Here is a 12,666-nt window from a genome sequence, read left to right as displayed (position 1 = left end):
GTGCGGGGGTCGGGGAGACGGGCACGGGGAGGACCTCCTGGCCGCTGGGGGGAGCTGCTGTCCCCATGATTGGACACGGGAGGGTTCCGCGTAAAGAGCGAGCGGGGTGGGCGGCACCAAGAACCGAATCCGACTCGGCGGATGTGCGAACGCGGCCGTTTACGGCGCGCCCCCGCCGAAACGGTACGGTCGGGGAGTACCGACCGCACCGAACGATCGGGGAACGACGTGTTCTGTGGTGATCCCGGCACATCCGGCTACACCGCGTGCGCCGCCCAGACCCAGCTCTTCGCGTTGGCCTCCGCCATCCCCGCCCTGCTCGGCATGGCGCTCCTCGTGGCGGCCTTCACCGCCCCCTCCGTGCGGGGCGACCGGCTCCTGCGCACCCGCACCCTGAGCTACTCCCTGGTGGCCTGGGGAATCGCCGCGGGCACCTACGTCATGGGCGGTCTGCCGTCCTTCTGAGCCGACGGGCCCCGCGGGCGGCCCCCGGGCGCACGCGCCCCGCCGGGCCGCGCCCGGGGCCGCCCGCCCCGGTCAGATCTCCTCGCCCGACAGCAGGTCGCCCGCGTCGGTGATCCGGTAGGCGTACCCCTGCTCGGCCAGGAAGCGCTGCCGGTGCGCGGCGTAGTCCTGGTCCAGGGTGTCGCGCGCCACCACCGCGTAGAAGCGGGCGGCCCGGCCGTCGGACTTGGGGCGCAGCACCCGGCCGAGCCGCTGGGCCTCCTCCTGCCGCGAGCCGAAGGACCCCGACACCTGCACCGCGACACCGGCCTCGGGCAGGTCGATGGAGAAGTTCGCGACCTTCGACACCACCAGCGTCCGCAGGTCCCCGGAGCGGAAGGCGTCGAAGAGGCGCTCGCGCTCCTTGTTGCGGGTCTCGCCCTTGATCACCGGCGCGCCCAGCGACGCGCCGAGCTCGTCCAGTTGGTCGATGTAGGAGCCGATGACCAGCACCTGCTCCTCGGGGTGGCGCTCCACGATCTCCCGGACCACGGAGTTCTTGGTCTCGGAGGAGGCGCAGAACCGGTAGCGGTCCTCGGGCTCGGCGGTCGCGTACGCCAGCCGCTCGGCCTCGGACAGGTCCACCCGGACCTCGACGCAGTCCGCGGGGGCGATCCACCCCTGGTTCTCCATGTCCTTCCACGGCGCGTCGTAGCGCTTGGGGCCGATCAGCGAGAACACGTCGCCCTCGCGGCCGTCCTCGCGCACCAGGGTCGCGGTCAGGCCCAGTCGGCGCCGGGCCTGGAGGCCGGCGGTCATCCGGAAGATCGGCGCGGGCAGCAGGTGCACCTCGTCGTAGACGACCAGGCCCCAGTCGCGGGCGTCGAACAGCTCCAGGTGCGTGTACACGCCCTTGCGCCTGGCCGCCATGACCTGGTAAGTGGCGATGGTGACCGGGCGGATCTCCTTGCGGGTACCCGAGTACTCGCCGATCTCGTCCTCGGTCAGCGAGGTGCGCCGCAGCAGCTCGGTCTTCCACTGGTGCACCGACACCGTGTTCGTCACCAGGATGAGCGTGGTCGCCCCGGTCATGGCCATCGCCGCCGCGCCGACCAGGGTCTTGCCCGCGCCGCACGGCAGGACCACCACGCCGGACCCGCCCGCGTGGAAGCTCTCCGCGGCCTCCCGCTGGTAGCCGCGCAGCTCCCAGCCGTCCTGGTCGAGGTCGATCGGGTGGGCCTCGCCGTCCACGTACCCGGCCAGGTCCTCGGCGGGCCACCCGATCTTGAGCAGCGCCTGCTTGAGGTTGCCGCGCTCGCTCGGGTGCACGGCGACCGAGTCCTCGCCCAGCCGCTCGCCCAGCATGCCCTTGAGCTTCTTGGCGCGGACGACCTCCTCCAGCACGGCGCGGTCGGAGGACTCCAGGACGAGTCCGTGCCGCGGGTCGCCCACGAGGCGCAGCCGCCCGTAGCGGTCCATCGTCTCGGCGATGTCCACCAGCAGCGAGTGCGGCACAGGGAACTTGGAGAACCGGATCAGCGCGTCCACGACCTGCTCGGCGTCGTGCCCGGCGGCGCGGGAGTTCCACAGGGCCAGCGGTGTGATCCGGTAGGTGTGCACGTGCTCGGGCGCGCGTTCGAGTTCGGCGAAGGGGGCGATGGCCCGGCGGCACTCGCCGGCCAGCTCGTGGTCGACCTCCAGCAGGAGCGTCTTGTCGGACTGGACGATCAGGCAGGACAACACGGACCTTCAATCTCGCGGGGCTGGGGCGGCCACAGGTGCAACGCATCCGGGCCCCCGATCATGCCCGGGGCCCGTCCCCCCGCCTCCCGGGCCGTCCGGGCCGGGCGGACAGCGGGGGAGGGGCCGACCGGTGTCCGGTCAGGAGGTGAACATGAGCATCACCATGGCCAGGACGACGACCGGGACGAGGAAAAGGACGAAAAGCGCGAAATAGGCGAAGTTGCAGGTCCAGGTGTACCGGATGTACCGCTCCACCCGTTCGGGATCGGGGAGCCCTCGCAGCGTCGCGATGCCGAACCAGACCCCGGGCACGTTCACCGCCAGCAGGAAGAACCAGAAGCCCAGGTACATCATCAGGATCGACGCCGCCACGCTGAGGACGGCCACCACCAGCGCGGCCACGGCGCCGCCCACGCGGGCGGGAGGGGCAGCCGGGGGGACCGCCCAGGGCGGGATCGCCCCGGTGGGCGCCGCCGGAGGCGAGGCGCTTCCCATCAGGGGACCCGTGGCGTGTCCGCCAGGGCCGGGCGGCCCCGGCGCGCCCGGAGCACCGGCCGGTCCCGCCGGCCCCGGCGAACCCGGGGCCCCGGGCATCCGGAACGGCGCCGAGGACGCCGGGCGCCCCGGACCGCCCCCGTGCGCGGACCCCGGTGCGTAGCCGTGCTTCCTCTCCCAGAAGGCCTTCGGGCCGCCTCCGCCGTTCATCACCGTTCGTCCCCCTCCCCCTGCCCGCCGGACCCGCCTCGTGCCGCTCCCGGCGCCGTCTGCGCCGGTCGCCCCCGCGCTCCGTGCAGACGCGTTGCCCGGTGGCCCCGTCCGCCAAACACGGCTCAGTAGTTGGTGACCGGGACGATCCCCTGGATCCAGGAGCCCGCCTGGGTGAACATCACCAGCGTCAGCACCAGCATCACGAAGAGCATCACCCCGGCCGCGCCCAGGCAGTACCAGGAGTAGCGCGTGAGCGTCTCGGCCTGGACCGCGCGCCCCCGGTCGCGGGCGTGGGCGGCTCGCACCGCGAACACGATCCCGGCGATGCCGAACAGCCAGTTCATGCAGCACAGGAAGGTCAGGGCGTGCAGGATCAGCGCCATCGTCGAGCTGCTGGCCCCGATCGCCGCCCGGCGTGCGCCGGGTCCGTCGCGCTCGTCCTCGCGGTCGTCGCGGCGGCCGCTCCCGGCCCCGGGCCCCCCGCCCCGCTCGGGGGCGCTGGTCCCGGGGCGCTCGCGGTCGCCGTCGCGTCCGTGCTCACGGGGGGACGATGCCCCGGGGGGCAGCGATGCGTTGCTCATGGGGGTTCTCTCGCTGTCGGTGGGTCGACCAACTCGGTTCCAGACTAGCCCTCCGCCTCCGGGCCGATCGTGAGGAACCCGCGTGCGTGCCCGACGCCGTCGCCGTCCGGGACGGCGCGGTCCGCCCGCGCGGAGCCTTCGGCCACCCCGTCACCGGACAGGCGGACCGGTACGGCTCCGCCCGCCGCTACCGCCCCGCCTCCTCCCGCTGCTCCGGGTCCAGCTCGGCCACGGCGGTCACCCGGTGCACGGCGAACCGGTGCACCGCCGCCCGGGTCGCGTCGTAGGCGGTCAGGAAGCCCCCGTCCACCCCCGACGGCTCCACGATCCGGCTCACCTGCCGGCCGTCGGTGTCGGTGTAGCCGATCCACACCCTCCGGCCGTCCCTGGCGGCTCCCGCGAGCACCTCCAGCACCGCCGCCGACCGCGACCCCGGCGGGCCGTTCTCGGGCAGCGGCACCGGTGTGCGCGCCGCCGTGGCGGCCTCGTCCCCGGCGCGCACCGCCCGCACGGCCGCGGCCGCCAGCTCGCGCGACGCCACCGACCCGTCCGTGACGGGGGGCGCGGTGTCCGCCGCGTCGGCCCGGCGCACCTCGGGACGGCTCAGCCGCATCGCCCCGTCACCGCCTTCGGGCACCGGGTGGTAGCCCAGCCGCCGCAGCCCCTCCACCAGCGCCGCTCGGGTGGACCGGCTCGCCACCACGGTCGGCGCCAGCCTCAGCAGCCCCAGGTCGTCGGCCCTGCGGTCGCTGACCAGCTCCTCCAGCAGAGCGGGCTCGTCGCAGCGCAGGTAGCTCGACGCCGAACCGGCCCGCAGCCGTCCGTGCCGCCGGCCCACGTCCGACACCAGGTACCGCAGGGCCTGGGGGAGCGGGGTGCGCGAGTGGCGTTCGAGTAGGGCGGTGATGTCGGCGACGCCCCGCCCGGCGTCCAGCGCCCGCCGCACCGACCCCTCCGTGAACCGGTACACCGTGGCCCCGCCCGTGGACTCCACTTCGGCGACCAGGGCCAGCTCACGGGCCAGTCCGGCCACCAGGGGGCCCGGCGCGACGGCCGTCAGGTCGCCCTGCACCAGCACGTAGTCCAGCGGCTCGGGCAGCTCCCCGCCCAGGACGCGCGCCGCCGCCTCCTCGTCGCCGTCCAGCAGCGGCCGGACGTGGTCGGCCAGCGCGCCGTGCCCGGTCAGGCCGAGCGCGGCCGCCTCGGCCGCCGCCGTCCGCACCAGCTCGGTGTAGACCGGAGACTGGCGGCGCGGGCGCCGCCAGGACAGGCGCGCCGCCAACGAGTCCGGCAGCGGGGCCAGACCCGGTTCCGCGGTGCCCAGCTCCGTGAGCAGGTCGCGGCGGGCCTGCGGCGCGGCCGGACGGACCAGGCCCGGGCCGAGCGCGTTGCGCATCCGCCCGCCCGAGTCGCGCGACCCGCTCAGCGACGCCACGCGGTCCGACTCCAGCCAGGCGGAGGCCAGCCGCAGCCACCGGTGCGCGGGCGCGCGCTCCCGCCACAGGTCGTACTCGCGGGTGGGCAGCCACTCGCCCTCGACCCGGTCGTCGGCGCCCAGCAGACCGGCGGCGTGCGCGACCTCCGCGAACAGGGCGGCGGTGGCCTCGTCGGTGTCCATCGTCTGGGCGGCGCGGCGCAGGTCGCGCACGCCAAGGCCGCCGTTGCGCAGCACCGCGGCCGGGTCCTCCGACCAGTGCTCCAGGAGTTCCTCGACGGCCCGCAGCACCGTGAAGGCCTGCCCGGCGGCCGCCCGCGCCACGGCTTCGGCCGGGTGCGCGGTCCCCTCGAAGGGCGGCGGCGCGGTGGTGACCTCGCGGAACAGCCGTCCCGAACGCAGGTGCAGCCCCACCTCGCGCGGCAGGGTGAGGGTGTCGTCGCCGCTCGGCAGCAGGAGGGCGCGGGCGATCAGCTCCTCGACCGGGGAGGCGGCGGTGGCCAGGGTGACCTCGCGGCGGGCGTCGGAGACGGTCCCGTGCGGCGGCCCCCACGCCATGCTGTCCAGCAGCCTCCGGGCCCGGTCGCCCACCGGGCCGGGCGGGTCGGACAGCACGGCGGCGACCGCCTCGACGGGGGCGTCCCCGCCGCCGTCCGGTGCGAGGTCGTCGGCGAGCCTCCTGACGGCGCCGTGCGGCAGCGCGGCGAGCAGCACGCGCGCGGGCGGGCCGAGCTGGGCGGGCCGGGGGAGCAGGTCGCGCAGCACCTGGACGGGGCGCAGCCGCCCCCGGTCCGGCCAGACCAGGGCCAGACGCAGCAGGGTGTCCAGGGCCTCGCCGACCGGACCGTCCGCCGTGCCGCGCTCCGGAGCACCGGCGCGGGCGTCGGCGGGGCCGTCCACCGTTCCGAGCGCGTCGGACAGTTCAGCGGCGGACACCCCCACCGGCTCGGACAACCGGTCGTCGCCGAGCGCCACCACCGACTCCAGCACCTGGAGCGTGAACCGGTCCAGCCGTTCCAGGACCCGCAGAACGGTGTTGCGGGTGGTGGCCCGTGAGGCGAGCGCGCCGATGTCGGCGGGGACGGGCCGGGCCAGGTCCGGGCGGGCCCGCAGCAGGGCGACGAGTGCGTCGTCCGACCGGCCGCGCAGCCAGGAGGTGAACGTGGGGGGACGGCCCGACGCGGGGACCGTGCGGTTCCCCGTGCCCGGTCCGCGCCCGTCGGGCGGTGCGTTGTCGCTCATCGGTTCAACGCTAAGCGATCAGGGCCCCGGTGTTCGCGTCCGTCCCCTGTGGCTTCCGCGACTGCCACCGCCGCACCGCCGTAGACCGTATCCGAGGGAAAACCGGTGACCGAAACTGGGAAGTAGGGCTTAAAAGCCAGGTCGTCCTGAGCCAGTATGGGGACATGACCCAGCGCTCGGAACAACTGGTACTGGATTATCTGTCCGAGGTCGGCCTGGAGCTGCACGGTCGCATGACCGCGCAGGAACGCACCGCCTACCTCGCCGGAGTGCGCTCGCGCATCGACGCGCGCCGCGCCGCCGCCGGAGACGACGCGGACACCGTCCGGGGCATCCTCAGAGGGCTGGGCACGCCACGGGACCTGGTGGAACGCGATCTCGACGGCCGCGACCTCGACGTCGAGGACGACGAGCTGATCCCCTCCAGGCCGCGCCACGCCGACCGGCCGCCGCCGCCCTGGCGGGGCGGCCCCGACCGCGGGCTCAGGTCCCTGCTGGAGGGGCCCGGTCAGACGGAGATGCGCGTCCGGGGCCGCCGCGCGGACCGCGGCGACCGGCCCGGGCCCGGCGCCCGGGCCGACCGGTCCGGGCCGGTGGCGGCGCTGCGCCGCCACCCGCCCGAGGCCGCGGCCCTGCTCCTGCTGCTGCTCGCCGTGCCCTGGTGGTGGGACCTGGCCTTCCTGTGGGTACTGGGGGCGGCCCTGATCCTGCTCAGCCAGGTGTGGCCAGCCCGGGACAAGTGGATCGGTGTGGGCCTGCCCCTGCTCTCCTGCGCGCTCGGCATGGCACTGTGGAGCGGCGAGGCCGAGTTCGTCGATGAGTACGTCCAGGAGTCCCTGACCTCCACCGGGGTCATCGGCCTCGGGGCGGCGTCCCTGGTGTGCGCGGTCTACCTCTGCTCCCGGCTCCCGCGCCCGGCGCCGTCCGCGCCGGACGCGGCGTCGCGCTGAGCACGTGCGCCCGGCCGCGCGCCGTGACGGGGCGCGTGCGGTTTCCTCCCAGTTCAACGGCCTGATCCCGCTGGTCATTGCTTGGCAAACGCTGGGGAATAACCTTTTCCGGTCGGCCCGTTACCGCGCGTCCGAACACGCGGGTTCGGGTAGTCATGTCGGTACACCGCCTCTTTCGCTTCAGGCGGTCGCGTCAGTACCGGCGACCCGGTCTCCAGCCCGGTCGCCACAGCAGCCGGGGCGGCCCGTGTCTCCGCCGAGTCCCGTCCCGCACTCCGCACCCAGCGGTGAGGGGCCGCCGTCGGCGCCGCGAGGCCCGGATGATCCGCATCCGGGCCTCCTCGACGTGTCCGGGCCCGCCCCGCGTCCGGGAGGCCCCGCCCCGCCCGACGCGGGGGAGCGGCGGCCGTTTATGCCCTCGCGCCGGTGAGTTCCCGGGCATTACTTTGGAGGCACCCGTGGAAAAACCAGGGGTGCCCCGGCAACGCGCGGACGGCGCGGGCCCCACCGCGCCCGCCCGTCACCCGTTCCGGCGCGCCCGCCAGCGAAAGCATGAGGTCCCCAGGTGCCCACCGGCAAGGTCAAGTGGTACGACGGCGACAAGGGATTCGGTTTCCTCACCCGCGACGACGGCGGTGAGGTCTTCGTGCACTCCTCCTCGCTCCCTCCGGGAACCACGTCGCTGCGGCCCGGCCAGAAGGTCGAGTTCGGCGTGGCCGAGGGCCGCAAGGGCGCCCAGGCGCTCCAGGTCGAGCTCGTGGAGGGCCAGCACTCGGTCGCCCGGGCGCGGCGCAAGAAGCCGGACGAGATGGTGGTGATCACCGAGGACCTCATCAAGCTGCTGGAGGGCCTGTCCAACGGTTACCGCCGGGGACGCCACCCCGAACGCCGCGAGGCGGCCAGGATCGCCTCCGTGCTGCGCGTGGTCGCCGACGACCTGGAGGCCTGAGCGGCCCCCGCGCCCCCGGGCGCGGCGACGGGGAGCCCGGGGGCGGGGCCGCGGGGCCCGTCCCCTCCGTGGTCCGGGCCCGGTCCGGTGACCCCGGCGCCCGGGTCGGTCACGGGCCTGGGGCGGCTTCCGGAGGGTGTATCGGGCGAACCTTGACCCTCGTTATGGTCAAATCGGTGCTCGCGATCAGTGAGAATGGGGGCGTGAGCCCTACTCGACGTTCTCCTGTACCGGACAAGGCATGTATCGAGGCGGTGGAGCTGGCTCGCTCGGTGGCCGCCGAGGTCGGGCGACCCGAGTGGGTGGGTGAGCACCTCGCCCCCCAGGTCGAGGACACCCGCCTGGTCACTCACCTCTTCACCTGCCTGGACCCCGCCTACCCGGGGTGGAACTACGCCGTCACCGTGGTCCGCGCCTCGCGCGCCAAACAGGTCACGGTGAACGAGGCCGTTCTGCTGCCCGGCGAAGACGCCCTCGCCCCGCCCGAGTGGGTGCCCTGGAAGGAACGGCTGCGCCCCGGCGACCTGGGCGTGGGCGACCTGCTGCCCGCCGAGGAGGACGACGAACGGCTCGTCCCCGGCTACGCCCAGGTGCCCGACAGCGAGCTGGACGCCGAGGGCGAGGACCGGCAGGCGATCTGGGAGCTGGGCCTGGGCCGGCGCCAGGTGCTCTCGGAAGTCGGACGCGAGCAGGCCGCCGAGCGCTGGTACAACGGCGAGGGCGGCCCGCGCAGCCCGATCGCGACTGCCGCGCCCGCACGCTGTCTGACCTGCGGTTTCATGACCCCGCTCGCCGGTGAGCTGCGCCAGATGTTCGGTGTGTGCACCAACGAGTACGCCCCCGACGACGGCCGCGTGGTCTCGATGGACCACGGCTGCGGAGCCCACTCCGAGGTGCGCCGCCCGGAGACGCGCAACGATCCGGTCAAGCCCGTCGTGGACGAGTTGGGCTACGACCACATCGTCTTCGACGACACCGCCGAGCTGGAACTGGTCTCCTCGGATTCCTGACGCGGGCGCGCCGAGGCCGCCTGACGCGGGCGCGCGCCGATACCGCTCCGGCGTCGGCGTGCGCCCGTGCCGTCCGACGCCGCCGCTGTCCGCGGCCGCCGCGCCCCGGAGCCGGCCGGACCGGAACCCGCCTCCTCCTTACGCCGTGCCGCCGCGCCGCACGGTCCGGCCCCGGCCCTCCGCTCCGGTGGGCTAGGGTCGGTTTACCGCATCCGACCCCGCCCCGGGTGCAACGTGCCGGGCGTGCCCGCAGCGCAGGAGGAAACCGCCATGGCCGAGCCGCTGACCGCTCCGGTGGCCGATCCCTACAACACCGCCGAGCTGCGCCGACGCGTCCTCGCCGCGTGGGCCGACGCTCCCGCGCGCTTCCGTGAGGACGCCAACGCGGAGGAGGACTTCGCACTCGGCGGCTACCGCGACCGGGTTGTGGTCGAACTGGCCCAGAACGCCGCCGACGCCGCCCGCCGCGCGGGCGTCCCGGGCCGTCTGCGCCTGGCGCTGACCGGCCGCCGCCTGACCGCCGCCAACACCGGCGCTCCCCTGACCGCCGAGGGCGTGGAGTCACTGGCCACGCTGCGTGCCTCCACCAAGCGCGGCGAGCGGGGCTCGGCCGGACGCTTCGGCGTGGGCTTCTCCGCGGTGGCGGCGCTGAGCGACGACGTCACCGTCGACTCCGGCGGCTCGGCCGTCCGCTTCAGCGCCGAGGCCGCCCGCGCCGCGGTCACGGACCTGCTGGGCGGCGAAGGCGCCCGCAGCGGCCTCGCGCAGGAGGTGGAGCGCCGTTCCGGGCACGTGCCCATGCTGCGCCTGCCCTTCCCCGCCGAGGCCGCCCACCGCGGGACGTCCGGGGCGCCCGGGACGGGAGGGGGCGCCGGGGGCTACGACACCGTCGTCACCCTCCTGCTCCGCGACGACCGCGCGCGCGACCGGGTGCGCGAACTCCTGGACCGGACCGGAGAGGCGCTCCTGCTCGCCCTGCCGGGCCTGGTCGAGGTGCGCGTGGACGTCGAGGGCGCCGAACGCGTCCTCACCCGGGAGGAGGCCGCCGGAACGGCAGACCTGGTCACCGCGCACCTGGACGGCGACGGCACCCGGACCACCCTCTGGCGGACCCTCGAACGCTCGGGCTCCTTCGACCCCGACCTGCTCGCCGACCGGCCCACCGAGGAACGCGACCGCACGTCCTGGTCGCTGACCTGGGCGGTACCCGTGGACGAGGAAGGCGCGGTCGCCGCCCTGCCCGCCGACGTCGAGCCCGTGGTCCACGCGCCCACTCCCACCGACACCGGACTCGACCTGCCCGCCGTCCTCGTCGGCACGTTCCCGCTGGGCAGCGACCGGCGTGCGGTCCAGCCCGGGGCCGCCACCGACCTGCTGCTCATGGAGGCCGCCGAGGCCTACTGCGCCCTGCTGAGGCGCTTCGACCCCCGGGCGTCGCTCGACCTGGTGCCCGGGACCCGTGTGGGCGGCGGGGCCGTCGACGCCGTCTTCCGCGCCCGAGTGGCCGAGCCCCTCCAGGACACCCCGTTCCTGGTGACGGCGTCCGGTGCGCCCGTCGCCCCGCGCGACGCGGTACTCCTCGACACCGGGGGGCCGGGCGGGACCGACGGCCCGGCCGCCGACCTCGTCCGCGTCCTGTCCGAGCTCGTCCCCCCGCTGCTGCCCGGGGGCTGGAGCCCGCGCCACCCGGCTCTGGCCGCCCTGCGCGTGCACCGCCTCGGGTTGGCCGACGTCGCCGACCTGCTCGCCGACACCGACCGGCCCCCGCGCTGGTGGGCCGCGCTCTACGCCGCCCTGGACCGGGCGGGCAGGGGCGGCGCCGACCTGGACGAACTCGGCGCACTGCCCGTTCCGCTGGCGGACGGCAGGCTCGTGCGCGGCCCCCGCTCTCTGCTGGTGCCCTCCGAGGACTGGTCGGCGGCGGACGGCGCGCGCGGTGACGAGCGCGGGCCCCTGGACGCCCGGGACGAGCGGGATAGCTGGGGCAGCCGGAACGACCGGGGCGGCCAGGACGCCTGGGACGGACGAGGGGACGGGGGCGATCGGGGCGAGCGCGGGCCCCTGGACGCCCTGGCCGCCCTGGGCGTGCGCGTCGTGCACCCCGGCGCCGTCCACCCCCTCCTCAGCCGCCTGGGCGCGGTGGAGGCCGGCGCCGCGACCGTGCTGCGCGACGGGCGCACCGAGGCCGCCGTCCGAGCCTCCCTGGACGCCGACGACCCCGAGCCCGTGGCCGAGGCCGTGCTCGGCCTGGTCGCCGCCTCGGGGATCAGCGCCGCCGACCTGCCCTGGCTCTCCGAGCTGGCACTGCGCGACGACGAGGACGGCTACTCGGTCGCCGCCGAGCTCCTCGTTCCCGGGGCGCCCCTGGCCGACCTCCTCGTGGAAGACGCCCCCTTCGGCACCGTGCACCCGGACCTGGTGGAACGCCACGGGGCCGGGGTCCTGCGCGCGGTCGGCGCGCTGTGGGAGCTGACCGCGGTCCGCGCCGAGGAGGTCGCGCTGGGCGAGGACCCTGCCTCCGTCTTCGACGGCGCGGCGGGGGAGGAGGGCCCGGACGGCCTGGAGGACTGGGCCGACGAGGTCCTCGAACGCGTGGGCGACCCGGATCTGCCGCCGGTCGTCCCCGAGCTGGTGTGCGTCGCCGACCTGGACTACGTGGCCGACGAGCAGTGGCCCCGCGCCCTGGCCATGCTCGCCGAGGGACCGCTGCGCGAGGCGGTGACCGCCCCCGCCCGCGTGCTGCTGCCCGACGGCCGCGTGGCGGACGTGCCCTCCTACACCGCCTGGTGGTTGCGCACACGGGCCCTGCTGGGCGGGAGCGCGCCCGCCGGGCTGCGGCTCGGGGACGCCGACCCGGCCCTGGTGGGCCTGTACGACGAGGTGAGCGCGGACGTCGACCCGGAGTTCGCCCGCGCGCTGGGCGTGCGCACCACCCTGGAGGACGTGCTGGCGGACCCGGACGGCGCGGACGACCTGCTCGCCCGGCTGGCGGACCCCCAGCGGCACGTGGACCGCGCGTCGCTGCGCAGGGTGTGGGCCGCCCTGGCCGGGGTGGACGCCGACCTGGTCACCCCGCCCTCCCGCGTGCGGGCCGTGCGGGGCGGGTCGATCGTGGTGGCCGACGCCGAGGACGCGGTCGTGGTGGACTCCCCGGACCTGCTGCCGCTGCTGGAGGAGCAGGAGCGGGCCCTGGTGCTCGCCCCGGCCGAGGCGGCCGAGGCCGTGGCGGACGTGCTCGACCTGGACCTGGCCAGCGAGGCGGTGACGGGAAGGCTCGGGTCCGCGGGGCAGATGCGCCAGGTGCCTGACGAGGCGGACCTCTTCCTCGACCCGGCGGGGGAGCCCGACCGCACCTACCTGCACCACCAGACCCTCACGGTGGACGGGGTGGAGGTGGAGTGGTACGTCGCGGACGGCGCGGCGCACGCCTCGACCACGGACGGTCTGGCCCGGGCGCTGTGCTGGCGCGCGGGGCAGTGGTCCAGGAGGCACGTTCTGGCCGACGCGCTGCGCGAGCCGGGGGCGGCGGCCCGGCTGCTGGCCGAGGCCGACCTGGACGACTGAGGCCCCCTCCCGCGACGGCGGGAGCGTCCGGAGGCCGCGA

The 12,666-nt window shown here is 75.7% G+C and carries 9 protein-coding genes; 5 read left to right on the top strand and 4 right to left on the bottom strand.

Going from position 1 to position 12,666, the window contains the following annotated elements:
• Positions 1 to 228: 228 nt before the first annotated feature.
• Entirely contained in the window at positions 229 to 465 is a 237-nt protein-coding gene (locus ABD54_RS08355; RefSeq protein WP_013155191.1) for a hypothetical protein, read from the top strand.
• A gap of 72 nt (positions 466 to 537) precedes the next feature.
• On the opposite strand, the gene ABD54_RS08350 is transcribed toward ABD54_RS08355, so the two are convergent.
• From ABD54_RS08350 to ABD54_RS08335, 4 genes are all read right to left on the bottom strand, one after another.
• The gene (locus ABD54_RS08350; protein ID WP_047868857.1) at positions 538 to 2,184 is read right to left on the bottom strand and encodes a DNA repair helicase XPB; all 1,647 of its coding nucleotides are present in this window, start codon (positions 2,182 to 2,184) and stop codon (positions 538 to 540) included.
• A 141-nt stretch (positions 2,185 to 2,325) separates the two neighbouring features.
• A complete protein-coding gene (locus ABD54_RS08345; protein ID WP_327136632.1) occupies positions 2,326 to 2,682 on the bottom strand; it encodes a hypothetical protein in 357 nt (118 codons plus the stop codon).
• A 335-nt stretch (positions 2,683 to 3,017) separates the two neighbouring features.
• The gene (locus ABD54_RS08340; RefSeq protein ID WP_047868856.1) at positions 3,018 to 3,476 is read right to left on the bottom strand and encodes a hypothetical protein; all 459 of its coding nucleotides are present in this window, start codon (positions 3,474 to 3,476) and stop codon (positions 3,018 to 3,020) included.
• 187 nt (positions 3,477 to 3,663) lie between these two features.
• Complete coding sequence (locus ABD54_RS08335; RefSeq protein WP_047868855.1) at positions 3,664 to 6,153, bottom strand: helicase-associated domain-containing protein; 2,490 nt, start codon at positions 6,151 to 6,153, stop codon at positions 3,664 to 3,666.
• 164 nt (positions 6,154 to 6,317) lie between these two features.
• On the opposite strand from ABD54_RS08335, the gene ABD54_RS08330 reads away from it, so the two are divergent.
• The 4 genes from ABD54_RS08330 (at position 6,318) to ABD54_RS08315 (ending at position 12,626) form a co-directional block, all read left to right on the top strand.
• The gene (locus ABD54_RS08330; protein WP_047868854.1) at positions 6,318 to 7,103 is read left to right on the top strand and encodes a hypothetical protein; all 786 of its coding nucleotides are present in this window, start codon (positions 6,318 to 6,320) and stop codon (positions 7,101 to 7,103) included.
• A gap of 565 nt (positions 7,104 to 7,668) precedes the next feature.
• Positions 7,669 to 8,052, top strand: a complete 384-nt coding sequence (locus ABD54_RS08325) for a cold-shock protein (RefSeq protein WP_047868853.1) — start codon at positions 7,669 to 7,671, stop codon at positions 8,050 to 8,052.
• Positions 8,053 to 8,306: 254 nt separating this feature from the next.
• Positions 8,307 to 9,062, top strand: coding sequence for a DUF3027 domain-containing protein (locus tag ABD54_RS08320; RefSeq protein ID WP_047868852.1), 756 nt, complete (start codon positions 8,307 to 8,309; stop codon positions 9,060 to 9,062).
• Between the two features lie 270 nt (positions 9,063 to 9,332).
• Positions 9,333 to 12,626, top strand: coding sequence for a sacsin N-terminal ATP-binding-like domain-containing protein (locus ABD54_RS08315; RefSeq protein WP_047868851.1), 3,294 nt, complete (start codon positions 9,333 to 9,335; stop codon positions 12,624 to 12,626).
• Positions 12,627 to 12,666: the final 40 nt, after the last annotated feature.

Origin of the sequence: Nocardiopsis sp. RV163 (assembly GCF_001029525.1) — a bacterium.
GTDB classification, from domain to species: Bacteria; Actinomycetota; Actinomycetes; order Streptosporangiales; family Streptosporangiaceae; genus Nocardiopsis; species Nocardiopsis dassonvillei.
Note: the sequence above shows the minus strand (reverse complement) of the source record. Positions and strands in the feature narration are given on the sequence as shown.

Excerpts from the sequence above, each read along its gene's own strand:
- ABD54_RS08345 (WP_327136632.1), bottom strand. The coding sequence starts at position 2,682 with ATGGGAAGCGCCTCGCCTCCGGCGGCGCCCACCGGGGCGATCCCGCCC.
- ABD54_RS08340 (WP_047868856.1), bottom strand. The coding sequence starts at position 3,476 with ATGAGCAACGCATCGCTGCCCCCCGGGGCATCGTCCCCCCGTGAGCAC.
- ABD54_RS08335 (WP_047868855.1), bottom strand. The coding sequence starts at position 6,153 with ATGAGCGACAACGCACCGCCCGACGGGCGCGGACCGGGCACGGGGAAC.
- ABD54_RS08330 (WP_047868854.1), top strand. The coding sequence starts at position 6,318 with ATGACCCAGCGCTCGGAACAACTGGTACTGGATTATCTGTCCGAGGTC.
- ABD54_RS08315 (WP_047868851.1), top strand. The coding sequence starts at position 9,333 with ATGGCCGAGCCGCTGACCGCTCCGGTGGCCGATCCCTACAACACCGCC.